Origin of the sequence: Desulfotomaculum sp. 1211_IL3151 (assembly GCF_036763075.1) — a bacterium.
In the GTDB taxonomy this organism is placed as follows: domain Bacteria; phylum Bacillota; class Desulfotomaculia; order Desulfotomaculales; family Desulfotomaculaceae; genus Desulfotomaculum.
Genome location: NZ_JBAIYV010000057.1, coordinates 1 through 26,136, shown reverse-complemented (window position 1 = coordinate 26,136; position 26,136 = coordinate 1). Strand labels below are relative to the sequence as shown.

The window sequence follows — 26,136 nt, the reverse complement described above, 5'->3', positions numbered from 1 at the left end:
CTGTTAGAATTCATGAACATTGTGGCATGATATCACCTTATGATTTCGAAAGTGCTTTAGCATGTTAAAACAATAAACTAGGGATATTTCTACTTTTAACTTGTCCGATATCTTGACAGAAGACCAGGGCTTCCTGATCTGGTACGTTGGAGAGCAGCCGCCTATCCTTTAAGGGGGCCAGCAAAACATCGTCTGTTTCTGTGCCTTTTTTCACTCTCCTCCTATTGAATAACCTCATATTCATTTCATTGCCCCTTAATGCTCAATTTGTGCTGATGTTTCAGTCTTAACTACGGGAGGATTCTCATAGCCGCCCGTTAAATAATCACTCAATTTGGCAAAACGGTAACCCTGTTCCATATAATAAGGAATGACCTCATCCAGCGCTGCGGGTGTAAATTTTGCATTTTCCGACATATGCATGACTACAATACTGCCAGGTTCTATCCGAAATACGGATTCCTCCGGGGTGTCTTGCGTTGCCACGGCATCATTTCTATCAATGCCGTACTTAAACTTATCAATTAATTCTTGTGCGCTGGAAGCCTCATAGTCGTGAGTGCTGAAATCGCCGTTGATAATATACTCATAGCCGCAGTCAAACACGGTTTCCAGTCCTAGTTTGCTGACCGCAAGAGTCGGTGGCCGGAAGAAAAGCTTCAGACTTCCGGTATCTCCAATGTATCTGGACATTTCCCGGTGGGCGGCGACTAGATTTTGCTGCAACTGTTCTTTTTCCGCCTGCGTCGTAATATCTACCTTCATGTGGCTAAAGGTGTGGCTTCCTATGTCATGTCCGCCCAGTGCAATTGCCCTTAATAGGTTCGGCATGTACATATTGCTATCAAGGGGAAGACTCGCATTTCCTACCCGTACAAAAAAAGTAGCCTTCACATCGTATTTTTTCAAAACATCCAGCAACGGAGTTATGTTATCGTCATAGCCCCAATCATCAAAAGTCAGGAAGATTACCTTTTCACCCTTGGTGTCAATCCTACCGGTCGTATCAATTCTGCTGATTTCTTCATCTGTGAACCCAAGGAGGTTCCCGCTGGAACTGATAGACGGATTGCCTATATAACCACGGAATATCTTTGATAATAGGTCTGTTTCCGAGTTGCCATAGGAAGCTCTTATTAAATCGCTCCCAATGGCATCATCCCTGGATCTTGGTTCATATACTAGGTTGCTTCTGGCTAAATCCGCAATTGTGACAATATCGTAGGGCACCTTTTTTACCATCTTTATTCCGGTTTCATACACCAGTTCTTCGACGGCGCCTTCCGTTGTTAAATAATCCAGACGGAAATAAACCACATCGCCTCGGTGCATGGCGGACACATTAGCATAGTATTTCGCAATGATCTCGTCTGCCGGTAAATTTCGATATGCCGACATCATGGCATTGCGATTGTACGTAGCGACCGGATCATATCCCAAAGCGCTGGCCGCTTCCGGGATGTTGCCCCCTGCGCCATACATGGGCATATAATATTTGTTCTCAGAGTCCTTATAAGCGCTGCCGAGATAGGCTTTCAGGTATCTCTCACCCATGTCGATTTCATAGCATAGGGTCTCAAAATCCAGGGTGCTGGAATCACTTGTGTTCATCCCATATCCACCATTTGCAATCTGATGTCCGCGTCTTACAATTTCATCCACGTTTTCTTTGTGATTCAATATTTCCTTACCCGTTACAAAGAAGGTACCCTTCGCATCCAGCTGGTCTAACGCATCCAATACCTTTAACAACTTATCCCGGTCGGAAATACTCCTGAAGGTAAAGGAAACGGCGGACTGAGCTGTATATAGATAGGTTAGCTGCCTTGCTTTATGTCCGTTGTTTGCCTTTCGCATTTCGGTATAGTTGCCAGGTGCTTTATCAACGTGATAAGGATCAGTATCCGCTGGATTGTCCAGCAGGTTCTGGATAAGGGTAACGCTTTTCCCGGCGTTCTTTATTATCTTATAAATTTCATCCACGATCTTTACAATGTCTTTATGGTAATCAAGTCTGAAATAAAGGATATCCCCTTGCTTAAAGCCCTTGTCAAAATATTGCAGGATTTCAGGGATAGATGCTTTGTCGTCTGTCACCGGGTTTTTGCTGTAAGTCACCAGGGTGTACCCCAGAGCGTAAGCGGCCTCGCGAATCGAATCGCTGTATTGGCCGTATGCCGGCATGAATAGCTTGGTATAGACCTGAAATTTTTCTTGCTGCAATTCGTTGCATTTGTAGATTTCAAAGGCCGCCTCTTCAAAGGTTCTGCCCTCTAAGGACTCTCCGGTCAACCCGCCGTTTCCGATTTGGTGGCCGGCTTTTAATATCGCCTTGATCCGCTCAGGGTATTGAAGTATTTCATTTCCTGTCACAAAAAAGGTAGCCTTTATGTTTTTCTCTTTCAGCCAGGAAAGCATTGCCTCAAGGTTTTCGCTGTTTCCAATGCCCCGGAAAGACAATGCTACAGACGAAAGTGAAGTGCTGATCTTCTGATGTACTTGTGCAAGCCTTTCGTTGTTAATTGCCTTGAGCTGGCTGAAATCCTTGCTGTAAGCTGCATCCTCATAAACTGCCAGCTCATAGGCAGGAACCAGGGAGTAATTGTCCTGCATCATTGCTTCGAGCAGGTACCGTACATTTTGCAGAAGCGCCCGGTTCTTATTGAGTTTTGCTTCCTCTTTTTCAGGCAGGCTCGCCTCCTTATCGATTGCAGGTTTAGCCTCTTTTTCTGTCCCAATCGGGATGTATTCAGATTCATTTAAGGGGCTGTCGGTCTTGAAGGAAATAACCGAACCCCTCTTAATGCCTTTCAAGAATTCATCCGCATCTTTCTGGGATGAAAAGCTCTGATAATTCAGGAAATAATCGGTCTTCACAGCTTGACTTAGGCTGCTGGCATAGGCCGCGTGCAGAAAATCACCGGTGTATTCCGTGAGGTTTGCTTTTACCAATACCGGCGTAACCCCGGTAATGTCGATAAGGATACGGTTCGCTTTGCAGAAATCTTCCACCATTTCTTCTGGAGCGAGATCTTCCATGTATTTTCGTGCCGATAACGTATAGTTGCCGATGGTCTGTCCGCTTTTGGCAATGAGCTTTACCGCTTCCGAATCTTCCGAAGTGGGAATCCCGGGCAGGAAAAAGACAGCCTCGACATTATATTCCTTTAACAGCTTCAAAAGCTTCCCGGCGGTGTCTTGATCCAGCATTCCGTCAAAGGTAAGGACAGCTACTTTTTCAAAGGTATTTACCCCTTTGATAACCCCTGCAGCCTGTTCGCTGTCCTTTAAGTTCCCCAGGGCCTTTTCAATATCAGCCGTGGCGTCGTATGATTTTGATTTAACTGCGGCGTCCGAGTCATTTCCATTTCCTGAAAAGAAGAAATAGTAACCTAACCCGAAAATTGCAATCACAAGCAAAGCAATCAGCACGATTTTCAGTTTATGTTCTTTTATGTACTGAATCATCCTGTTATCTACCTTTCCTTCCTGCTCTAAGCCTTACAATCGCCAATACCGAAGTCCTGCAGTTACCACCTCCTGTTTGTTCAAAATTCCTTTTATATCGATGACGATTTTCTCATCGTTTTCCCCCTGAACAAACATGGATTTAAGCTCGTTTATGGGTATCCCTCTGAATTCTTTGTGAGCAACCGCAAAGACAACACAGTCCATTTCCTTTATTTCCGAAAGGGGAAGCGGTTTTGCCCCATAAATGCTTTCGATAACATCCGTCTCTGCCACCGGATCTACGATAACCGGCTGAATCCCATAAACCTTCAGGAAATTTACGATATCCTCCACTTTGGAATTTCTCACATCCGGGCAGTTTTCTTTGAAGGTAATACCCAGAATGGCTACCCGCGCCCGCTTTACTGTTTTATCCGCCAGAATCAACTGTTTTATGATGTTGTCTGCCACAAATTTGGCCATCCCGTCATTGATTTTTCGTCCTGAGAGGATGATCTGGGAATGATAGCCCAATTTCTGCGCTTCCCAGATAAAATAATAGGGGTCTACTCCAATGCAATGGCCGCCGACCAGACCGGGATAAAACCCAAGAGCATTCCATTTGGTATTCATGGCCTCAATGACTTCCCTGGTATCGATGTCCATCCGGTCAAATACCATGGCGAGTTCATTGACAAAAGCAATATTGATATCCCGCTGGCTGTTCTCCGCTACTTTGGCGGCTTCCGCTACTTTTATGTTGCTCACACGATGAACGCCAGCGCCTACGATCATTTCATAGACACCGGCAATAATTTCAAGAGTTTCTCCATCCATGCCGGAGACGATCTTTTTTATATTTTCTAGCGTGTGAATCTTATCGCCGGGATTGATCCGTTCCGGGGAATATCCCACTTTAAAATCACGCCCACAAGTCAAGCCAGATTCCTTTTCCAATACGGGAATGCAGATTTCTTCTGTCACTCCGGGGTAAACGGTTGACTCGTACACAACCACAGATCCTTTTTTAAGTTCCCGGCCCACCATTTTCGTGGCGTTGATGACAGGCGTGAGATCCGGCGTCTTATCGGCATTAACCGGGGTGGGGACGACAATGATTAGAAACCTTCCTTCCCCAATGCGGCTGGCATCGTCAGTGAAATCCACCGTCGTTTCCTGTATTGCTTCATTTCCAACCTCTTTAGTAGGGTTAATCCCTTGCTTTAATTTGCTGATCTTTTCTTTGTTGATATCGAAACCTATGACGGAAGTTTTTTTATCAAAGGCAACAGCAAGCGGGAGTCCCACATATCCTAGTCCGATAACCACAATTTTTTCTTTTTTACTTTTAATTTCTTGAATGAAATCCATGGGAAACCCTCCATGATGTGTTTAATATCTCTTTTAATAATCATGTACTGCGTCCGGGCATGGGTTGTTTTGCCGTACAGGACGGAGCCATCATTAGGACAAAATTATACTAACTTCTTCGTTTCTGTGATTGAATTTTGTTCCCAATTAAGGTTTTTATGTTCCCAATGGAGAATTGGTAAAGAAGAAAGGGAGTCTATTGATGCGGCACCATGCAGTCTCTTCTTGAATATCAAAACTCTTATTCTTAACCATTGAAATTTCAACATCATGCGATATACAAAGTCATATAAGTAAAAAAGGTCTTAACGGAGAATCTTACTCCGTTAAGACCTGCGAAATTGCTGACATAAGCGCTTTTCATCGGCTGAGCCGTATGTTCCCGAGGATTGAGGTGCCGTGGTGAAAGAAGTAACCTTATAGATTTTAACCTCCTGTCCCTCCTTGCCTCGGCTCTGGACAAAGTTGTATGTATAGTGATACCCATTGTGGTAGGTAAAAAATCCTCTTATTTTAGAGTCGGTAACCTTAACTGGAGTGCTGTCCCCATTTAAAAGAGTGCTGTAAATATTTCCATCCGAACACTCGTAGTAGAAGATGGTATTGTCTACTATGATGTAACGACTATAAACAGTCTCCTGCCGCACATCAGAGCCATCAGGGTTGAAGCTGTATGCAGCTGAGGAAGTATCTCCATAATCAGCCGGAGCTGAGTAAAAGTACAACCGTCCCGCGGAAGATACCTGCAAATAATAGTTGCCAGCTTTCATACGAGCATTTTTCAAAACAAAAGTATTTACGTTGTTTTCCCTGATATCATAGCGCATAACGGAAAGTGTATTTTGAGTCAATAGGAAGATTTGTCCGTCGTAGATTGTCATCGCAGCACCCAAGCTGGAAAGTGACTCGTATATAACTTGAGGACTGCTGCCGTCAAGGTTCATGGATATTACTTTGTTCCCTGGCTTTACGGTTGAATCGCTATATAGCACATAGAGCTTATCATCCACCGCCAGGATGTCCCAGATGGTGACTGAATAGTCGCTGCTGGCAGCTGTTCGTGCTGTGTAGAGGCGGCTCAGCTTTGTGCCGTCAGTACGAATCCGATACACATCAGCCTGTTTGCTGAAATAAATCCAGCCATCCATAAGATTAAGATTTTGGATTTGATAGTCCCAGAAGTATGTATTACCGTTTTCGTACTACCATCTTTCGCCTGTTTTACAAGACTATATGGTGTTTTCTCAGTGGAAAACATCATGTAATAAAAGTAGTCGCCATCCGTCACAAACATTTTTGATTCAGCATTGGGATATCGACCATATTTTACTGATTCCTCCGCCTGTACAGGTGCAACGAAAACTGCGGCCAGCAGACATGCTAACAATATAGCAATTAGGCTTTTTGCATTTTCAGTTCCTCCAAACGTAAATAATTATTAGTAGTATCTGTATTCTAAAAGCACTTCTTGATTCAAAAATATATCAGCCTATAAGGATGCCGCCGCAATCTTGTATCCAATGAAGCTTTTTCTGTTCCGAATTTCCCCTGGTCCACGCCGCTTTATACGGTAACAACAACAGCGAATCCGGTCATCCTGAAGCAGGTTTCCAGCGTCATCATATCGGAACATGGTCACTCCATTATTCCGTATGGCAGCAATCAGACGGTTTCGGTAATCGTAGGAACATATCAGTAATGCCGCTTCACTAATTCGGAACAAAAAAAGGCAAATTAAGCGCATAACAGAACACAGTATCCTTTAGCCGCTTTATACTTGACACGCTAGGGCAAGAATATGCGCTTAATTTATTTCAATAGCTAAAGGAGGACAACATAATGCAATATACAAACAAACCATCCAAGTTCACGTGGGAGGGGCTCGGAGATATTGGCGCAGGCAGGGATACTATGGGACCGGACATGCCTGTGCTGGTTTACCGCCTGTTTCAATATTCGTTAAGGGATATCCTGACTCGTGAATATGACGAGGAAACTGCCAGCAGCCTGCTTCGGGCAGCCGGATACTTAGCCGGTAAAGAGTTCGCAAAAAATGTACTGGACCTTTCAGGCGATTTTGATTTCTTTATTGCCAACCTGACCAATAAGCTCAAGGAGCTAAAAATCGGCTATCTTCGCGTTGAAAAAGCCGATTTGGATTCGCTGTTCTTTACCTTGACGGTTGCGGAAGATCTGGATTGTTCGGGCCTGCCCATCACCGGTCAAACTGTGTGTGATTATGACGAGGGATTTATTGCGGGCATTCTAGAAGTATACAGCGGCCACTCTTTTACGGTCAGAGAGATCGACTGCTGGGCAACCGGAGGTAGAATCTGCCGGTTCTCTGTAACGTCTAAACCGGCGTGATGCTATTATATAAGAATGACTTTGGAGAGGAGGTGGACAAGGATGGATGATGAAAGTAAAAGAGTACTGGAAGAAATGCAAAATGTATTGGAGAAACTTCTATCCGGACAGCAAAACAACGCCACGGAAGTGCATACTCTCATACCCGAATTGCAGACTCTTGCCGTACAAATTAATCAATTGATACAGAACTTAAATGAAATGAACCGTCTGGCACTGGACCTCTCGCAGGGTAAGCTGGACGGTCCCCATCCCCCCCGGCATAACTATATGGCCAGCCCTCTGAAGGAGCTCCACTCTCAACTGTCTACGTTGATATGGGGCTTACGGCAATTACGATCAGGATATATTGTCGGTAAACTGGATGGTCCCGGCGAACTGTTTGATATATTTAACGAGTTGGTCGATCAGGTGATGGCGGCCTCCACACGGGAGGCAGGCAGCATCGGTAATTCGAATATACCCGTACCCTTTAACAGCTGGCGTTACCATCAGATTTTAAAGACACTTGATTTACTCCATGTCTCAGTATTGGAGGTGGATGGCAGCGGACATGTAGTTTACGCTAACCATTCGGCAAAAGAACTGTTTGGTGATATAGACGATATTTCAGGGCAAACCAAGAGCGATATGCTCGGCCTTATCGCAAAGAACATTACGATAAGCAAAGAAGAAAATACATTTCCGGTTTCCCGAGAGGTTTATGAAGAACGCAACAACACATGGTACTGGGTCACATCCAACTGCTTTTTACTCCCTACCGGGCAGGTATTTTACTTCAATACGATTGAAGACATTAGCGAATGGAAAATCAACAAATATCAATTAAAGATATCGGCAACGGTGGATGAGATGACCGGCACCTATAACCGTAAAACGGGACTGCGAGAGCTGGAAAAGATACTGGCCCGCTCTGATTCTTCGAAAACTTACTGTATTGCCTTTGTTGATATTGATGGTTTGAAAACCATAAACGATAATTACGGTCACAGCGAAGGGGATTATACGATCAAGACTATTGCCAAGGTGCTTCTCTCTTCCATCCGCAGTTCGGATATGGTCTGCAGGTATGGCGGTGATGAATTCTTGATTATCTTTAAGGACTGTACAGAAGAGGTCGCAGAAACAATTATTACAAGGATGTACGAGAAATTGAACAATCTGGATCGTAAAAATCCCAAGCCCTACACGTTGTCCTTCAGTCATGGAGTAACTCCTTTTTCTAATAATCCAAGACCTGCCTATAGGGTTGCCGACCTGCTGGACTTGGCTGACAAAAAGATGTATCAATGCAAAAACCAAAAAAAGCAGAAAAAAGCAAAAGGTAAACCTCATGATGGTTAATGTACAGCATCATAGTTTACTGAAAGACAGAAAAGTGACTTATCACAATACTAGCAAACCGGCGGAAACACCGGGACGCAAAGCAAGAGGGCCTAATCCTCCAACCAGAGGAATGGCAGCCTGGCCGCCGAATTTGATAAAGCATCAAGGCTTTTTGCCCCAAATAAAGAGTGCCGCTTGACTGCAACATGCTCTTTTTATTCTTAGGAAAAACCAAAACTGAACATTCGCTTACCTGGATACCGTTCCTTTGGTTCCTTTGTACCCAATTGGTATTTTTTTGTTCCCAATTAAGGTTGGGATTGAACGACTTTTACATAAAAAAGAAGAAAATTATGCCAATAATTATATAAAAGGAAATCTCCATTGAAAGGATATGACCTCGATTGTTTTTGGATTTTTTAAGCGAAAAATGCGATACTTAAGCAATTCCGTACACTCAAAGGGTGATGAGCCATCGAAAAACAGCGATGAACAGGAAAGCAAAATTAAAGAAAAGCTCCAGGATAACCTGGATAGATTAAAAATCATGTTGGGCGACAGCAACAATTTAAAGATGCACCCATTCCGGTTCGGGACAAACAACTCCTTTTCGGGAGCGCTGGTGTTTATAGATGACCTGGTTGACAACCCGACTTTAACCAATGCTATTCTGCGCCCGGTGATGAGCTGACAGCCGGGGAATGAACAGCCTCTGGCTAGACAGGAATTGCTGGAGGCACTCCAACGGAGGTCCTATGCTCCGGTGATATCCGAACTGTCCAGTCGCTGACTACTCTCACCGCGAGCTACCTGTCTGGTGACAAAGCGATCCTTATTGACGGATGTACCTCTGCGCTTGTGGTCAGCACCAAGGGCTGGGAAAAACGCGCTGGCCCCGCACCCCAGTCTGAAACTGTGGTGCGGGGCCAGCGCGAGGGGTTTACCGAAAACCTGCGCACAAACACATCACCCATCCGGCGAAAAATCCGCAGTGAGCAGCTACGTGTAGACCACATGACTGTTGACCGCAAGACCCAGATCGATGTGTGCCTGATGTACTTAAGCGGTGTGACCGACCTCAAGGTAATAAAGACAGTTAAGGATCGCGTGAGTCAGCTGGACGTGGACTCTATTTTGGAGTCGGGCTATATTGAGGAATATATCGAGGATGCGCCTTTTTCGCCGTTTGCTACCGTAGGCTACAGCGAGAAACCCGATGTGGTCGCGGATCGCCATCGTGGTCGATGGGACCCCCTTTGTGCTAAGTGCGCTGATGCTGTTTATCGAAAGCTTCCAGACTGCCGAAGATTACTATGCCCGCCCACTGTACGCCAGCGTGACATGGATATTGCGTTTCATTGCATCTTTTATAACGGTGTTCGCTCCATCCACATATATTTCGTTGACCGCATTCCATTAAGAACTGATCCCTACTACGCTACTGTTTACGATTGCAAACGCGCGCAAGGGAACGCCATTTCCGGCTTTAATAGAGGCACTGATCATGGTATTTGCATTTGAATTTTTGCGCGAGGCCGGAATCCGGCTGCCTCACCCAGTCGGTCAGGCCATCAGCATCGTAGGCGCGCTTATTATGGGTGATGCGGCCGTAGCAGCCGGTCTGGTCAGCGCTTCCATGGTGATCACCTCGCTAGACAGCGGTGGCCGACTTTCTGGTACCAAGTCAAAATGACTCCAGCTCTATTCTGAGATTTGTAATGATGGTTCTGACTGGATTTGTAGGCTTTTACGATGTTGCGATGGGATTCCTGGCGTTGCTGGTCCATCTTTCCACGTTGACATCCTTTGGAGTATCCTATTTCGACGGTTTCGCCGTTAAGAGCAATATGCAAGATTCTTTAGCGCGTATGCCACTCTTGTTCACCACATCCTTACTAGGTCATGGAAACATCCTGGAAGGAACGGCGTTTTTTCTCCATGTCCAATTGGTCTGCAATTTCTTATTTCGTGTCCTGAACATGGTGACGCTACGATGAAGCTTTAGGGATACAGAGCCTTATCCGGAAGATTTTCTTTATCTGGTCTGGCTCAATGAATACCAGGCCACCGAGACCTTCAATCGTCTCAGTTACGATCCGTAAACCAAGACCATGAAAATCCTTGTCTTCCTTGGTAGTTTCCGGCATGTCGTTCACCATGTTAAGATCACCGTTAAACGAATTGGAAACCTCAATGGTTATCCAATCCTCGTTTGCATCGCTGGTAATCTCAATGTACCGATCCGGGCCGGATAGCTTATTACAGGCGTCGATGGCATTGTCAATTATGTTTGAGAAAACACGGACAATATCCAACTCTTTCATGATGTTTTCAGGGAGATGTGTGACCGCCGAAAAGCGGATGCCTTTTTCTTCACAACTGTTGGCTTCATCCTGCAATATAGCGTCCAAAATAATATTGTCGGAATAAGTTTTATGAACCAGTACATCACGCTGCATGGTATCATGAATTTCGTCCAGCATTCTTGCGGCCTTTTCAAAATCCTGATTGCGCATCAGGATTTTGACTGAAGTCATCAGCTTCACATAATCGTGCCGGAATACTCGAAAGCTCTCCGTATACTTTTGATAAGACTGATAGTGCCGCATTTGACGGGACAACTGCTCCTGTAATTTACGGGTATGCAGCTCATACTCAAGCGATTCAGTTGCCTTGGATGTATGATTGAAAACAAACATCAGCCACAATTTACCGATGACGCAAGCTCCCAAATATAAGGAAGAAAGCCAGGACTGGCTGATCTCATCGTGATATCGCCCATCGTTTATCAACATCAAGAATACCAATTCGAAAATCAGGTAAATAACAACAAACCTAAGCTGTCCTCTGTTATGAAGCAAGTGCCTGGCTTTTTCGTCCGGAAGGACCACCTTACGGATAAACAGGCTAGTCAGGATGGAAAGGAGCACAGCAAGCGCGAATATCGTTTCATAATAGAGTTCATGTTGGAGAACATCTTTGATACTACTGTGCAGAACCATCGAATAAATCGAAAATATGATTCCTTTACTACTGTATAGTGAAAATATATAGATACTGCCCGCATAAAGGATTTGTATCCTATTCCCGTGAAATAGCAGTTGAAAGGCCAGCATCATAGAGCCCATCATGAGAAATACTGCGAATCGGTGATCCAGGAATAAATAGGATGGTATGGTAACACCCATATTGATGACAACTGCTGCGCCTGCATAATAAAACCAATGGCTTCTTTTTTCCGGAAACATCATTCTGAAATAGTAAAGGATAAAAATATCATAGATAATCAGTGAAACAAACCCTAACAGTTGCATGCTTTTTCTCCCCCTTTATCTTCAATGGCCATGGATATTGGCACGCTTGATATAATCGGAGAATGCTTGCCGAACTTCCTTCATGTAAGTCACACCAATGGGAATGTTCTCGCCCGTCTTCAGAAAAAGGTTATTCTTCTGAAACTTTGAAATATAGGACAAGGATACGATATACGAGCGGTGAATACGGACAAACCCTTTGTCCAGCAACCGGCTCTCTAGTTCTTCCATTGTTGAATAGAAATCGACTGTCTCCGTTTCATTGTAATGGATCGTGACGACACGTTTCCAAATTTCTAAATATGAAATATCCTTGGTCGGGATTACTTTTTGAATATTGCCCGATTCAATGATAAACATGTCCGTCGCTTTTTTTTGAACCAACGCCACAGCCCGGAGAAATACTTGTTCAAATTTTTCTGTAGAGGTTGCTGTTTTTAAAAGATATTGAACAGGCGCGGTGTCAAATGCATCGTAAACGTAGTCCTCGCTGGTAGTAAGAAAAATAATTTCAGACTTGCATTCGATTTCCCTGAGCTTCTTTGCGGTGTCCATCCCATTAAGCTTGCCCATCAGAACGTCGAGATAAATGATATCTGCCTGATCCGGGGAATCGGAAAGATGAAACAGCAATCCTTCTCCGCTGTTGAAAGATGAAATTGAGACCGCTATCTTATTTTTCTTCGATATTATGTTAATCAACCGGGCGTATCTATCAAGTGCTTCCTGATCGTCATCACATATAAATACTGTCACCATAATAATTCACTATCCTTCTTTCTTGTTACCACCCGCGCAGAATGGCAGTGAAGAAACTATTGCCAGTGGCAGGGATAAAAAATATATAATAGGCAGGAAAAACGACAACAAATGCGGAAAAGCCGTCTCATGCTTCAAAATTTAAGCAGGAGGCGGCTTTTGGTGTCATGATCGGCATAAGGGGTTAAAAGAGTTTGGCGGCTCACCCCCCCCTATACCACAACCCATCATGGCTAAAAGCCACAACTTAAAATGAGAATACCAATTTATTGTTCAGATATCAACAGTTATTTAGAAAACCCAAAGGTTTTTTGCCAAAAGAAATCCAATGTTTACGTGATCCTGACCACAAACTACACTGGCATACTTGTTGGTGGAGATTTGTAATCCTAGATCATGTAAACAAGGTGCCAATACCCATGTTTCGGTTGTATTGCCTGGATTGTAAGGAAACTATCAGTATCTGGCCGGAGTTTATCCTGCCCTACCAACCAGAGTTAATAGATACCCATGAACGGGTATTGGTTGAAAACTTAGAGGGAAAACCAGTCAAGGAAATAGCTGAAGAAATTGGTTATGACCCACGCTCTATCAGCCGGTGGATAAAAAGGGCGTTAAATCAGGCTCTTTTCATAGCTCCCGGGTTATCTCAAACTAATAAAATACTTAGCCTGTGAATTACTACCCTTATCCACAACAGTAGCAACTGAAGTAGTCAAAGAACTATTGGCATGGCTATATAGATATGCAAAATAGTGACCAAAGAATTGCCCAGGGGAGTAAAAACCGCAATGATTCGGGACATGGCTTCCATGCTACATGTGGGGGAGAATCAACAACTCATAACAATAGGAGAGCGAACTCTTGAACGTTATGTAGCCAACTACCGCAAAGGTGGCCTAGAAGCCCTAAAACCACAGGTAAGACCTGAAAAGAACAGTTTAAAAGCATTCCCACAAGAAGTGCTAGATGAAGCCATTAAGCTGCGGTTAGCAAAACCACAACTATCTCATGTGGGCTCAGGTAAATCCACAACCTTACGGGCCACCATGCATAATCTGGATGCATCACGGTATCGATTTATCTACTTGGCTCACTCTGAATTGACACCCGGGGAATTCTACAAAAATTTACTCTACCAAATTAATGTCCAACCCCAACGGGGAATATCAGAAAACAAGCGTCTGGTAAGCCAATCAATGTTGGAATGGAATCAAAAAGGAGTAAAACCAGTAGTTGTCATAGATGAGGCACAGGAACTTTCTGTTCGGATGTTAGGTGAGTTACGGTTTGTATTAAACTATCAAGCCGACTCCTATTCACCCTTAACTATACTTCTAATTGGTCAGCCTCAACTTACTAAATTTTATCCTTGCTATTGAAATGGTCAATTCATAAACAACAATGCCAATGACGGAGGAGAAGTGGTGACTTCTCACCGTCATTGGCAACGGTTTGAAGCATGGTTATTTACCGAAAATGGCAGTGAACTGGTTAACGCCATTCAGCGTGATTCGCTACACTTTCTAATAGCACGCTAATTTAGTAGTGCCAGTAGGTAGCACATTTATCCTCATTTGGGATACCTACAGGGTATCTACCTAAAATGAAAAGGGAGCCAGTAATTTCTACTACTGCTCCCTTTCAAGAATTTCGGTCAATCCGTCAATTTAAAGGCATTATGTGGGTCAGTAGAGTAAATAAAAAAACCGCAGCAGCGGTTTTACATATCAATTTAAAAATCTTCTAATCTATTTTGCAGCTCGACAATTCTTCTATTTTGTTGAATCAGGTTTTGAGCATAACGATAATTATTTTTATGGAGCTTTCGATTTTCTTTTTCTAATTTAGATACGAATAAGGACTTATCCTTCTCAATTTTTTCTATCAGATTCATTAAGACCCTTCTGCTTAATCTTAGTTGCTCAACCTTTTCTTCAAGCTCTTTGATGCGATTTTGCAGATACTGAATATCCGCACTACTTTTCAAAACACACCACCCCTTAATTACACTTACAGTAGTATATGCATAGGGGTGATTCCATAGACATTTAACTAGTTAGGCTAGAGAAAGAAACTCCTGGCTCTTTCCAGGGCCTCCCGTAACACTTCTTCCTTTTGTACCAGGGCTATCCTTACATAACCTTCGCCCCGCTTTCCAAAGGCATTTCCCGGCACCATTAATATCCCCGTTTTATCTAATAAGTCCAAGCAAAATTCCATAGAGGATGTATGTCCTGGGGGTATCGGGGCCCAAATAAACATGGAAGCCTGTGGTTTTGGCATCTGCCAACCCAATTTGGCAAACCCATCCACCAAGATATCACGACGTTTTTGGTAGGTTGCGGCAGTCTGTGCTACGCAAGATTGATCGCCCGTTAAAGCCGCAATACCAGCTTCCTGCACAGCAGAAAATACGCCATAGTCGATATTGGATTTAATCTTGCCCAGTGCGGCTAAAATGTCTGCATTGCCTAGGGCAAAACCGATCCGACAGCCTGCCATGTTATAGGTTTTGGATAATGAATAAAACTCAATTCCGATATCCTTGGCACCGGCAACCTCCAGAAAACTCATGGGCCTAAAGCCATCAAAGGCTAACTCCGCATAGGCAACATCATGGCAGACTACGATATCATATTTCTTGGCAAATTCAACAACCTGTTCAAAAAATTCTTTATTTGCTGAGGCAGCCACTGGATTATTCGGGTAATTTAATGTCATCATCTTAGCCTTTTTGGCTATTTCATCTGGAATACTTTGCAAATCCGGAAGATATTGATTCTCCTCTAATAGAGGCATAGGATATAACTGACCTTCGGCCAATAGAATAGCTGCTGAATAAATGGGGTAACCTGGGTCTGGTACCAAAGCTATATCGCCAGGGTTGATAAAAGCCTGGGCCACGTGTGCTAATCCGTCCTGGGAACCCATTAGGGTTAATATCTCTTTGTTTGGGTCCAGTTCAACATTAAAACGCTGTTTATACCAGTCTGCTAGGGCTTTATGCAGAGCAAGCTTACCACTAATCGGATAAGTATAATTATCCAGTTTCATTACAGCCTGGGCCAGTGAATGAATAATATGGGGGGCTGGGGGTAAATCTGGGCTGCCAATACTTAAATCGATTACAGAAGTTCCCGTTTTTTCCTTCTCTGCCCTTGCCCGGGCCAATTCTGTAAATATCCCAGGAACTAAGGCATCCATTCTTTTCGCTAGCTTCATCACATCACAACTCCGTTCGGTATGAAAATCTGGTTAATTTTATGCCAATGATTTTTTGAGTAGCCTTATTGATTCATAAGGTGCCACTGCACCTCCAAGAACATTACAGGTATCGTGTCTGGCACCATGATAATCTGAGCCGCCGGTAGGTATTAGATCATACTCTGCAGCTAATTTGGTATAATGATTAACCATTAATGATGTATGATTTCTGTGCCAGACCTCTAATCCCTTTAATCCAGCAGCAATAAATTTTTCTATATAAGAGTCTATTTTAGACAGTCCGGGATGGGCCAAAACAGGAACTCCCCTGGCCTTAATGATTAAACGAATGGCCTCTTCCGGGGTGAGTTTTTCCCTGGGTATAAAGGCTGGTTTGCCAGCACCGATATATTTTGTGAAAGCCTCCTGCAAGCTGGCTACATAACTACTTTCCATTAAAGCCTGAGCAAGGTGGGGCCGTCCGATGGAACCACCTGCAGACAATTCTAAAACCCTGTCTAAATCTATCTGTATATCAAGCTCCCTTAGCTTTTCAACCATTTTTTTAATCCTGGTTAATCGATCCTCCTGCAGTTCCATGAGTTTGCTCACAAATTCATCATTATCCGGATCAATCAGATACCCAAGAATATGAATTTCCTTACCGTCAACAAAGGTATTTACTTCGACCCCGGAAATAACCTCCAGATTGAACTTCTCTGCTGCCCGCTTGGCTTCATTAACCCCCTCCAGCGTATCATGATCGGAAATAGCAATGGCACAGAGTCCTATTCTCAATGCTTTACCGACAACCTCTGTTGGGGTATCTGTACCATCCGATGCCGTTGTATGAATATGTAAATCCGCATACACTATTTTATCACCGCTTTTTTCTTCAGTATACCCTGCTTTTTTATATGCAATAATTGGCCATGGGCTCATTGCCCACGGCCGTTCCCCCATGCCTCAAGCGGCATCCGGTAGGGAGTTTACCCACACACCTCTTTTAACACCCTTAACCAATTCTCACCTGCTATTTTTTCTATTTGACCCGTGGTGAATCCTCTTTTAATTAAGGCCCTTTGTAAATTAGGAACTGCCTCGCCAGCATGATGCATACCTTCTATGGTAGTATCAATACCATCAAAATCCGAGCCCAGCCCAATGCAGGAAATACCGCCCACTTGGTAAATGTGAGCGATATGGTCAATAACCCTGTCAATGGTTGGTTCCTGTGTATTTACAAACTGTGGAACATAGGTAATACCAATGACACCACCACTCTCTGCGATGGCTTTAATTTGTTTATCCGTAAGGTTTCGGGAATGGTCACAGATAAATTTACTATTTGAATGGGATGCTGTAACCGGGGTCTGTACTTCTGAAAGGAGATCCCAAAATGCTGGCTCAGATAAATGAGATACGTCTATCATCATACCTAATTCTACCATTCTTTGCACCACCTGTCTGCCAAAAGTGGTCAAACCGGCAGCCTCGGGACCTAAGCCTACCCCATCAGCCAATTCATTCCTGCCGTTCCAGGTTAAGGTCAGTCCCCTAATTCCCTGTTTATAATAATCCTCAAGTTGTTCAATTTTTCCATTCAATGCTTCACCACCCTCAATGGTCAAAACAGCAGAAATTTTTCCTTCATGATGAGCGTTAACAATATCGTGATAGCTGCATGCATGTACCAAAGATGATTGGTTATTTTTAATTTCCTGTTTAAAAAGTTTTATTATTTCATTTGTATATGCCACCGATCGATCATGCTGTTCTGGACCGACAAAAACAGCAAAGAATTGAACATGAATACCACCTTGACGAAGTCTGGGTATATCCAAATGTCCCCTTTGTGAAAATACCCCTAGATTTCTCTCCTGAGTTAACAAAACAGTCAAGGTATCACAGTGTGCATCGATTACAGGCAATCTTTGTCCCCCCTTTATGAATTAGTCGATATTAAGCAAGAAACCTGCTTGCTTTTGGCAAACAGGTTGTACCGAACTAACTAAATTATATGTTTATTTAGCGAGGCTCTACAATAAGTTTAATAGCCGTTCTTTCATCTCCATCTATGATAACATCAGTAAAAGCAGGGATACAAATCAAATCGACTCCACTAGGGGCAACAAACCCTCTAGCAATTGCTATGGCTTTCACTGCCTGGTTTAATGCACCTGCACCAATGGCTTGCATCTCGGCACAACCGCGTTCCCTGAGCACACCAGCCAGTGCTCCGGCTACAGAATTTGGATTGGACTTTGCTGAAACTTTTAAAACTTCCATGCTGTAATACCTCCTTAGTTAGTTTGGATGATTGTTCTAATCCCTGTATAGATTTTATTCTTCAGACGCCTAAAAATTCCTTCTATTGCATGAAATTAAAAAACTTTTTAGTGCCTTTTTTAACAAATTATTCAAGGTTAAAAACTCTTTGAATGTTCTTTGCAACACCATTTTCAGGGTTTAGATCAATAACCACCGCATTTAACTGATAATCACCATCCGCTACTTCGAAGCGGCGAGGCATTTGACTAATAAATTTTTCTATGACGGCATTTGTACATACCCCGATGACAGAATCCCTTGGCCCGGTCATACCAATATCCGTAATATAGGCGCTGCCCTCCGGCAATATTCTCTCGTCTGCAGTTTGCACATGGGTATGGGTGCCGCATATGGCAGTAACCCGACCATCCAAATACCAACCCATAGCAACCTTTTCAGAGGTTGCTTCAGCATGAAAATCAACAAAAATAATGTTTACCTTGTCTTGTATTTCTAATAAGATTTCATCAATTTTTCGAAAGGGACAGTCCAGCTCCTGCATAAAAATTCTACCGGAGATATTAATCACAGCAAGTTTATAGCCTAATTGTGTTTCAAAAATACTGTAACCAACACCAGGGGTCCCTGGTGGGTAATTGGCTGGACGAATAATCCTTTTTTCTTTCTCTATATAAGGTATAATTTCCTTTTTGTTCCAAACATGGTTGCCCATCGTAAATACATCCACACCCGTTGCGAAAAGTTGTTTGGCAATTTCCTTCGTTATCCCGTGTCCCGCGGCAGCATTTTCCCCGTTGGCAATTACAAAATCGAGCTTTAATTCTTTACGAAGTGCCTGAAGATTGTCTAAAAGAGCTTTTCTGCCGGGACGACCCACGATGTCCCCTATCATTAATACGCGCAATTTTTTAGGAAGCCTCCCTATTTGTTGAAAACAAGAACACGTCCTTCATCTCTGAAAGCATATAATCGTTTATCTTCAGATTTTGCCTTAACACTCTCGAGCATATGCTCGATTAATTCTTCTTGAACGACTAAATCCTCATCCACTAGGCTCTCATTGTCATCCGTAACAAGATTATTTTTTATGTAGTGACGAAACAGTTCTACCATTAGAGAAATTTCCTCTTGAACCAGTGTTTCGACATCCCTTTGAATTCCAATCATGGTGATACTATCACTGATATCATAATCAAGTTTTACCATCTTTGGGGTTTTACATTCAAGAGTATTGTACATTTCAATACTACTAAGTATATTACTTTTTAAACCAGCGAATTCCTGATCAGATAAGATACCTAGGTGAATAAAGGTAAAGTTTAAGACTTTTCTTTCCGGGTCATAATTTATCTTTGCCACTTCTGGGTATCGAATAAGAATCGAAATCAACAAACTAACACTATTGGTAAGGTCTTCCTTACCATGATAGCGAAGATCCAACTAAAGTCACCACCTGTTTAACAATCCAAATAAGTAATAATTCTTTTATTAAATATACTTTCCTGCTGGAAATTATTTTTTAGCCAAATTATTTTGTACCATAAATGTAAAAAAATGCGGAATAAACAAAACGACCCGAAGGTCGTTTTATTTTGCGTATTCAACATACCTGGTTTCCCGAATAATAATAACTTTTATTTGTCCAGGGTAATCAAGCTCATTTTCAATCTTTTTAGCAACATCTCGTACCAAGCGAATAGCCGCCATATCATCTATTTTTTCAGGCTTAACCATAATGCGAATCTCTCTTCCTGCCTGAATAGCAAAGGATTTTTCAACCCCTTCGAAGGTCCCTGCAATCTCTTCCAACTTCTGTAGCCGTTTGATATAAGATTCGAGGGTTTCCCTTCTAGCTCCCGGACGGGCTGCTGAAATTGCATCTGCAGCTTGTACTAAAACAGCTTCTATGGTTTTTGGTTCTTCATCGCCGTGGTGTGCAGCTATGGCATGAATAACCTCAGGGCTTTCCTTGTATTTTTGGCATAAATTTACACCAATTGCCACGTGTGGTCCTTCCACCTCGTGGTCAACGGCCTTACCAATATCATGCAGTAATCCTGCACGTTTAGCCAATTTGACATCTATACCCAATTCCGCTGCCATTAGTCCCGCTAAATGACATACCTCTATGGAATGCTTCAAAACATTTTGACCATAGCTGGTACGAAACTTAAGTCTACCCAGCAGTTTTACCAACTCAGGATGCAAGCCATGTACACCTGTCTCAAAGGTGGCTTGTTCACCTGCTTCACGTATTTGTACCTCGACATCTTTCTGGGCTTTTTCAACCATCTCTTCGATCCTAGCAGGGTGAATCCGTCCATCAGAAATAAGTCTCTCCAGGGCCAAACGTGCTACTTCCCTACGAATCGGGTCAAAACCGGATAGAATAACAGCTTCAGGCGTATCGTCAATAATTAAGTCAATACCAGTTAAGGTTTCAAAGGCTCGAATGTTACGACCTTCTCTACCGATTATACGACCCTTCATTTCATCATTAGGCAGTGGAATAACCGCAACCGTTGCTTCTGCCACATGATCTGCGGCGCATCTTTGAATAGCTGACGAAATAATGTCCCTGGCCTTTTTGTCCGCTTCCTCTTTGGCACGATTTTCAAATTCTTTAATCATTACGGCCATATCATGCTGTAGTTCCTTCTCTACATCATTTAACAAGATCTGACGGGCTTCTTCCGATGAAAGCCCCGATACACGCTCAAGTTCAGCCAACTGGCGACTTAAAACATTTGTTAGTTCAGCCTTGGTATTTTCAATTTCAACTTCCTTACGACTGAAGGATTCCTCTTTCTTTTCCATGGAATCCATCTTTCTGTCTAGAGTCTCCTCTTTTTGCAGAAGTCTTCTTTCTAATCGCTGAAGTTCATTTCTACGGTCACGTATTTCCTTTTCCATTTCGTTCCGCAGTTTTAGAACTTCTTCCTTTGCCATTACAATAGCCTCGCGCTTTTTACCCTCTGCGTCCTTCTCCGCTTCTTCAACTATTTTCTTGGCTTGGCTTTCAGCCGATGCTATTTTGCCTTCGGCAATATTCTTTCGAATAAAAAATCCAATTACTAGTCCGATCAAGGTGGTAATAACCGCCACCAAAACAACTTGTAACTCCACTATTTTCACCTCCTGTCTCATTAAGCATATAAATTCAAGATCATCATAAACAAAAAAAGCCGAGCATTACTCGGTAGAAAATAAATAGATATCTGGGTTTGTCCAAATCCGGTGCAGTATTACAAACAACCAAAGATATGGAGCTTAACTATAAAGCCAAAAATCCCGCTAAGGATAGTGTTTGCGCCTTAAGGAATATATTGGATTTTATATATATTAACTGTTGCCAGATATCAAATTCTATTTTCTCCCAACAGTAATTTTACTAGTTTTTTTAGCCACTGTCAAGATTGCCGTCTGTAAGCCCTAAGCCTTGAGCCGTCAGCTTTTTTAAGCCCTTAGCGGTTAGCCCTGAGCCAGCCTATTGGCCATGGGCCATGGGCTTTTTTGCATGTATTATTTTAGGGTCCGGTGCACCCTCTTTAGGCAACCCGGCGGCACCAGAAAAGGATGAAAACGGTGTCCTCCTGAGTGACAACGAAGGATCTTGGGGCTAACCTTTCAATGGCCGAAAGATCCTTCGCTAGCTCAGGCTGGCATCCATAGAATGTTTTAAAGCCGATGGCTCATGGTCATTTTTCAAAATAGCTAACGACTAAATGTCATCCTCGTCTCCATCCTCTTGTTCCTCGACAATCCCTTCTACAGAGGGCAGCACACTGCCCAGGGATAGCTTTTCACGAACTTTAGCCTGAATTTCCGCACATAGTTCCGGTCTTTCCCTAAATAATTCCTTGGCGTTTTCACGCCCCTGACCTAATCTTTCTTCACCATAGGAATACCATGCGCCACTTTTATTAACAATCTTTAATTCTGTGGCAACATCAAGAATACTACCTTCTTTCGATATGCCTGTACCATACATAATATCAAACTCTGCTTGTTTAAAGGGAGGAGCTACTTTATTCTTGACGATCTTCACCTTGGTGCGGTTGCCTATTATATCTGTGCCTTGTTTAATATTTTCTTGCTTACGTACATCCATGCGCACGGAGGCATAGAATTTTAAGGCCCTGCCACCCGTGGTTACCTCGGGAGAACCATAAACTACACCGACTTTTTCACGAATTTGGTTGATAAAGACAACAATGGTTTTGGATTTGCTAACAATACCCGTTAATTTTCTTAAAGCCTGGGACATTAACCTTGCCTGCAGTCCCACATGGGTGTCACCCATGTCCCCTTCTATTTCAGCCCGGGGTACTAACGCTGCCACAGAGTCCACAACGACAACATCCAAAGCACCACTACGTACCAACGCCTCACATATTTCCAAAGCCTGTTCTCCTGTATCCGGCTGGGATACCAACAAGTTGGCTGTATCGACACCTAAGCGCTTAGCATAAACTGGGTCCAGGGCGTGTTCCGCGTCGATAAAGGCTGCCATACCATTTTGTTTCTGAGCCTCAGCAATCACATGCAAGGCCACCGTAGTTTTACCAGAAGATTCCGGGCCGTATATTTCTACAACGCGACCCCTGGGAAGTCCGCCAACTCCCAAAGCAATATCCAAGGACAGTGCCCCGGTAGAAACTGCTTCTATGTTTAATTTTGTTGAGTCTCCTAACTTCATAATTGAGCCTTTGCCAAATTGCTTTTCAATACCGGACAAAGCAAGTTCAAGGGCCTTTAATTTATCGGACATAAAATCCCCCTCCAAAACACATGTTCGTCCTTTCATTATAGGGCCAATGAAAGAACTAGTCAATTAGAAAAAACCGACTGGCGCATAATAAAAATCACAGGCCAAGCAATCCACAGCCTAGGTTCTGTGTGCATATTGGAAAAAACATTTTCCAATATGCACACAAACTTGGCTAATATGCCTGCTTAGAATGCCTGTGATTACTACCTTCTAGCCCGGGCCGGTTCAACGAATAATCTTCTGCCTTTAACGTGCTGTCTGTGCAAGCAACTGATAACGCAGTTGGCCCAGCTCTCGGGAACCTCTACAAAGCTAAAGTTCTCATAGATGTTAATGCTGCCTATTTGACTACCGGGAATACCTGATTCATCGGAAACCAGTTTGATAATCTCAGCGGGGCTGGTCCGGTCTTTTCTGCCTAGTGTTAGGAATAGCCGTACCATGCCGGGCCTGGCACCTGTATTGCCAAAATTAACGGTATCTAGATTAATCTCATCAACGCTGGGTTCCATATCCATGGAAAGCTTGAGGGCAGCCGCTGCTATATCAATCGGATCATACTCATCCAGCAGCGGGTCGATAATCGAACGATAGTAACCAAGCTTACCCTCTTCGATAATCTGCAGCATTCTTTCCTTAATGGTTTCCTTTTGACGCTCCACCACATCAGCCACCGTAGGGAGGTTCTCCCTTTTAATACGACTCTTGGTTATATTTTCAATTAAGCGAAGTTGGCGATATTCCCGGGGGCTAATGATGGTTATGGCTACACCTGATCTGCCTGCCCTACCTGTCCGCCCAATTCTATGGACATAAAATTCCGGATCTTGGGGTATATCATAATTGACTACATGGGAGACACCCTCAATATCCAACCCCCTGGCAGCCACATCTGTGGCTACCAGAAGTTCTGCTTCGCCTGATCTGAATTGCCTCATGACGGCATTTCTTTGCTGCTGGCTGAGGTCACCATGTAAAGCCGCTGCAGCAAAACCCCTGGCCTGCAAACCCGCCACCAATTCGTCCACACCCCTTTTGGTACGGCAAAAAACAATACCTTGGGCGATATCACTTATGTCCAATATACGACAAAGTGCTTCTAACTTATTTTTTTCCGGTGCCTCATAATAAACTTGCTCAATCTGTGGCACAGTAAGGTTGGCCTTACTAACCGTAACATATTTGGGTTCCTTCATATACTGGTGCGCCAGTCTAATAATTTCCCCAGGCATGGTGGCAGAAAAAAGCAAGGTTTGCCGTTCCGCCGGTGTATGTCGAATAATTTCCTCAATATCTTCGATAAAGCCCATATCCAACATTTCATCCGCTTCATCAAGAATAATCATATCAACCTGATCAACCTTCAAAGTTTGTCGACGCAGGTGATCCAACAAGCGTCCAGGGGTACCAACAATCACTTGCACACCTTGCCGCAGTGATCTTATTTGACGGTCAATGGATTGTCCGCCATATATGGGTAAAACCTTAATTCTGCAGTAGCGTCCTATTTTGGAAATCTCCTCTGCCACCTGAATGGCCAATTCACGGGTTGGTGTTATGATTACTGTTTGAACTTCCCTTTTTCTTGGATTTAACTTTTCGATCATTGGGATGCTAAAGGCTGCTGTTTTACCTGTACCAGTCTGGGCCTGACCAATCATATCATGACCGGCTAAAATTTGTGGCACGGCCAGTTGCTGAATTGGTGTTGGTTCTTCAAATCCCATTTCTTTTAGACCTTCAACGATTCTGTGATCCATTTCAAGATTACCAAAGTTCATAGTCTCTCTTCTACGATTCATTCATTTCCTTCTTTCTAGCTTCTATAAATTACTTTCCTTGTAAAAAGTGCTTAGCCATCTTTAATGCCCCATTGACGGTACCATTTCGAATGGCCTTTCTTTCCCCCGGAAATCGATATTCTCTATAACATACACCAGTAGGTGAGGATAAAGCAATATAAACTAACCCAACCGGTTTCCCCTCACTGGAATTAGGACCAGCAACCCCTGTCACAGCCAATCCTATACTACTGCCAAGCCTTCTGCGAACTCCCTCAGCCATGGCGATAGCGGTTTGGCGACTGACAGCCCCGTGTTGGGCTAGGGTTTCAGGGGGTACGCCAAGTATTCTTTCTTTTACTGGATTCGTATAGGCTACCACGCCACCCACCAGATAGCGAGAGGCACCTGGTATACCAGATAAACGAGCCTCAATGAGACCTCCCGTGCATGATTCTGCCACAGCTATGGTAAGCCCTGCATCGATCAGCATTTCCCCTACCACCTGCTCAACCTTTTCGTCATCCTCGGCAAAAATATATTGAAATAAACGTTTATTTACTTGCTTCGATAGATTTTGAACAAGTGCAGAGGCCTCTTCCAACGTTGATCCCTGGCCAGTTATCCGAACTTCCACAACACCCGGTTGCACTAAGAAGGATATTTCCGGATTGGCCATACCGCAAAGGTCATCGATTAATTCTTGAACCGTACTTTCCCCAATACCAGTTAGCCTAAATGTCTTAGAGGTGCATAGAACTCCCCTATGGGGTAGACTATTTAAATAGGCTACCACGGAGTCTTCAAACATGGTCTCCATTTCCCAGGGTGGTCCCGGCAAAATAATAACCGCTTTTTTATCTACCTCAACAATGGCCCCTGGGGCAGTCCCTCTGGCGTTTGGTAATATCCTGGCACCTTCTGGGAATAATGCCTGTTTGGTGTTATTGGAGGGCATTTCCATGCCCCTTTTATTGAAATAATTCTTTATGGCTGCCAGGGAGGCCTCATCTAATTTCATATCCAGTTCCAGTACTTCTGCCACTGTTTCCTTGGTCAGGTCATCAATGGTCGGGCCCAAACCACCGGTAATAAAAATAAGCTCTGCCCGCTCCAATGCCTGAAGCAAAACTAAACCCATGCGTCCCCAATAATCGCCTACCGTAGTATGCTGGATAACCTCAATACCCATCTCTGTAAGGCGCCGACCTAAATATTGGGCATGGGAATTTAAGACCTCACCAACCAGCAGCTCTGTACCTGTAAAAATAATCTCCGCTTGCATCTAATCACCTTTTTCACACAGTATCATATACTTATTCTCCGATACTATTTATTTCCCTTCACTAAAATTTTATTATCTGAAACAACAAAGGGGCTGTCGCAAAACGTTCAATTGAAAACGTAGGGCGACACGCCCTTTTTTATTTGTGACATAAAAATTATTACATCTACGAAAGTGAATTTTACCATTTAGGCCCCGATTTGGGCACAACAA

General features: G+C 43.4%; 25 protein-coding genes and 1 riboswitch. Of the genes, 8 read left to right on the top strand and 17 right to left on the bottom strand.

What is annotated here, in order from left to right; translation table 11 throughout:
• Window positions 1-64 precede the first annotated feature (64 nt).
• The 4 genes from V6C11_RS15955 to V6C11_RS15940 all read right to left on the bottom strand — a co-directional run bounded on the left by V6C11_RS15955 (window position 65) and on the right by V6C11_RS15940 (window position 5,969).
• Window positions 65-214, bottom strand: coding sequence for a hypothetical protein (locus tag V6C11_RS15955; RefSeq protein ID WP_333532194.1), 150 nt, complete (start codon window positions 212-214; stop codon window positions 65-67).
• 41 nt (window positions 215-255) lie between these two features.
• Window positions 256-3,468, bottom strand: a complete 3,213-nt coding sequence (locus tag V6C11_RS15950) for a polysaccharide deacetylase family protein (protein WP_333532193.1) — start codon at window positions 3,466-3,468, stop codon at window positions 256-258.
• A gap of 33 nt (window positions 3,469-3,501) precedes the next feature.
• The gene (locus tag V6C11_RS15945) at window positions 3,502-4,821 is read right to left on the bottom strand and encodes a nucleotide sugar dehydrogenase (protein ID WP_333532192.1); all 1,320 of its coding nucleotides are present in this window, start codon (window positions 4,819-4,821) and stop codon (window positions 3,502-3,504) included.
• 326 nt (window positions 4,822-5,147) lie between these two features.
• A complete protein-coding gene (locus V6C11_RS15940) occupies window positions 5,148-5,969 on the bottom strand; it encodes a hypothetical protein (protein ID WP_333532191.1) in 822 nt (273 codons plus the stop codon).
• Between the two features lie 691 nt (window positions 5,970-6,660).
• Here V6C11_RS15940 and V6C11_RS15935 point away from each other — a divergent pair.
• The 6 genes from V6C11_RS15935 to V6C11_RS18740 all read left to right on the top strand — a co-directional run bounded on the left by V6C11_RS15935 (window position 6,661) and on the right by V6C11_RS18740 (window position 10,511).
• Window positions 6,661-7,188 (top strand): V4R domain-containing protein, encoded by a 528-nt coding sequence (locus tag V6C11_RS15935; protein ID WP_333532190.1) that lies wholly within the window; start codon window positions 6,661-6,663, stop codon window positions 7,186-7,188.
• A gap of 42 nt (window positions 7,189-7,230) precedes the next feature.
• A complete protein-coding gene (locus tag V6C11_RS15930) occupies window positions 7,231-8,532 on the top strand; it encodes a sensor domain-containing diguanylate cyclase (RefSeq protein WP_333532189.1) in 1,302 nt (433 codons plus the stop codon).
• A 42-nt stretch (window positions 8,533-8,574) separates the two neighbouring features.
• A riboswitch (cyclic di-GMP riboswitch) is annotated at window positions 8,575-8,664 on the top strand.
• Between the two features lie 280 nt (window positions 8,665-8,944).
• Window positions 8,945-9,205 (top strand): hypothetical protein, encoded by a 261-nt coding sequence (locus tag V6C11_RS15925; protein WP_333532188.1) that lies wholly within the window; start codon window positions 8,945-8,947, stop codon window positions 9,203-9,205.
• Between the two features lie 35 nt (window positions 9,206-9,240).
• Entirely contained in the window at window positions 9,241-10,035 is a 795-nt protein-coding gene (locus V6C11_RS15920; protein ID WP_442886084.1) for a spore germination protein, read from the top strand.
• Window positions 9,938-10,207, top strand: a complete 270-nt coding sequence (locus V6C11_RS18745) for a spore germination protein (RefSeq protein ID WP_442886083.1) — start codon at window positions 9,938-9,940, stop codon at window positions 10,205-10,207. Before V6C11_RS15920 ends, V6C11_RS18745 begins: the two co-directional genes overlap by 98 nt.
• Window positions 10,176-10,511 (top strand): spore germination protein, encoded by a 336-nt coding sequence (locus tag V6C11_RS18740; RefSeq protein ID WP_442886082.1) that lies wholly within the window; start codon window positions 10,176-10,178, stop codon window positions 10,509-10,511. The genes V6C11_RS18745 and V6C11_RS18740 overlap by 32 nt, the downstream gene beginning before the upstream one ends.
• On the opposite strand, the gene V6C11_RS15915 is transcribed toward V6C11_RS18740, so the two are convergent.
• Together V6C11_RS15915 and V6C11_RS15910 are read right to left on the bottom strand one after the other, a co-directional pair.
• Window positions 10,503-11,828, bottom strand: coding sequence for a sensor histidine kinase (locus V6C11_RS15915; RefSeq protein WP_333532186.1), 1,326 nt, complete (start codon window positions 11,826-11,828; stop codon window positions 10,503-10,505). The two genes, V6C11_RS18740 and V6C11_RS15915, sit on opposite strands and share 9 nt — an antisense overlap.
• 21 nt (window positions 11,829-11,849) lie before the next feature.
• Window positions 11,850-12,587, bottom strand: a complete 738-nt coding sequence (locus V6C11_RS15910) for a LytR/AlgR family response regulator transcription factor (RefSeq protein WP_333532185.1) — start codon at window positions 12,585-12,587, stop codon at window positions 11,850-11,852.
• Window positions 12,588-13,006: 419 nt separating this feature from the next.
• Here V6C11_RS15910 and V6C11_RS15905 point away from each other — a divergent pair, with 419 nt between their 5' ends.
• Together V6C11_RS15905 and V6C11_RS15900 are read left to right on the top strand one after the other, a co-directional pair.
• A complete protein-coding gene (locus V6C11_RS15905; RefSeq protein WP_333532184.1) occupies window positions 13,007-13,264 on the top strand; it encodes a helix-turn-helix domain-containing protein in 258 nt (85 codons plus the stop codon).
• Between the two features lie 114 nt (window positions 13,265-13,378).
• Window positions 13,379-13,969 (top strand): AAA family ATPase, encoded by a 591-nt coding sequence (locus V6C11_RS15900; RefSeq protein WP_333532183.1) that lies wholly within the window; start codon window positions 13,379-13,381, stop codon window positions 13,967-13,969.
• Window positions 13,970-14,322: 353 nt separating this feature from the next.
• Here the strand turns inward: V6C11_RS15900 and V6C11_RS15895 are convergent, their stop codons facing one another.
• The 11 genes from V6C11_RS15895 to V6C11_RS15845 all read right to left on the bottom strand — a co-directional run bounded on the left by V6C11_RS15895 (window position 14,323) and on the right by V6C11_RS15845 (window position 25,923).
• Window positions 14,323-14,577 carry a translation initiation factor 2 gene (locus V6C11_RS15895; protein ID WP_333532182.1) on the bottom strand — a complete coding sequence of 85 codons (255 nt, stop codon included), beginning with the start codon at window positions 14,575-14,577 and terminating at the stop codon, window positions 14,323-14,325.
• 74 nt (window positions 14,578-14,651) lie between these two features.
• Window positions 14,652-15,812, bottom strand: a complete 1,161-nt coding sequence (locus tag V6C11_RS15890; RefSeq protein WP_333532181.1) for an LL-diaminopimelate aminotransferase — start codon at window positions 15,810-15,812, stop codon at window positions 14,652-14,654.
• Between the two features lie 39 nt (window positions 15,813-15,851).
• The gene (locus tag V6C11_RS15885; protein ID WP_333532180.1) at window positions 15,852-16,736 is read right to left on the bottom strand and encodes a PHP domain-containing protein; all 885 of its coding nucleotides are present in this window, start codon (window positions 16,734-16,736) and stop codon (window positions 15,852-15,854) included.
• A 47-nt stretch (window positions 16,737-16,783) separates the two neighbouring features.
• Window positions 16,784-17,725: a dipeptidase gene (locus V6C11_RS15880; protein WP_333532179.1), complete on the bottom strand. Its 942-nt coding sequence runs from the start codon at window positions 17,723-17,725 to the stop codon at window positions 16,784-16,786.
• A 97-nt stretch (window positions 17,726-17,822) separates the two neighbouring features.
• Window positions 17,823-18,083 (bottom strand): stage V sporulation protein S, encoded by a 261-nt coding sequence (locus V6C11_RS15875; protein ID WP_008413380.1) that lies wholly within the window; start codon window positions 18,081-18,083, stop codon window positions 17,823-17,825.
• A gap of 127 nt (window positions 18,084-18,210) precedes the next feature.
• The gene (locus tag V6C11_RS15870; RefSeq protein WP_333532178.1) at window positions 18,211-18,990 is read right to left on the bottom strand and encodes a TIGR00282 family metallophosphoesterase; all 780 of its coding nucleotides are present in this window, start codon (window positions 18,988-18,990) and stop codon (window positions 18,211-18,213) included.
• A gap of 17 nt (window positions 18,991-19,007) precedes the next feature.
• On the bottom strand, window positions 19,008-19,526 hold the full coding sequence (locus tag V6C11_RS15865; protein WP_333532177.1) for a hypothetical protein: 519 nt from the start codon (window positions 19,524-19,526) through the stop codon (window positions 19,008-19,010).
• 147 nt (window positions 19,527-19,673) lie between these two features.
• A complete protein-coding gene (rny, locus tag V6C11_RS15860) occupies window positions 19,674-21,233 on the bottom strand; it encodes a ribonuclease Y (RefSeq protein ID WP_442886080.1) in 1,560 nt (519 codons plus the stop codon).
• Window positions 21,234-21,807: 574 nt separating this feature from the next.
• Window positions 21,808-22,857, bottom strand: coding sequence for a recombinase RecA (gene recA / locus V6C11_RS15855; protein ID WP_333532175.1), 1,050 nt, complete (start codon window positions 22,855-22,857; stop codon window positions 21,808-21,810).
• A gap of 203 nt (window positions 22,858-23,060) precedes the next feature.
• Window positions 23,061-24,659, bottom strand: coding sequence for a DEAD/DEAH box helicase (locus tag V6C11_RS15850; protein WP_333532174.1), 1,599 nt, complete (start codon window positions 24,657-24,659; stop codon window positions 23,061-23,063).
• A 28-nt stretch (window positions 24,660-24,687) separates the two neighbouring features.
• Window positions 24,688-25,923: a competence/damage-inducible protein A gene (locus V6C11_RS15845; protein ID WP_333532173.1), complete on the bottom strand. Its 1,236-nt coding sequence runs from the start codon at window positions 25,921-25,923 to the stop codon at window positions 24,688-24,690.
• Between the last annotated feature and the right edge of the window lie 213 nt (window positions 25,924-26,136).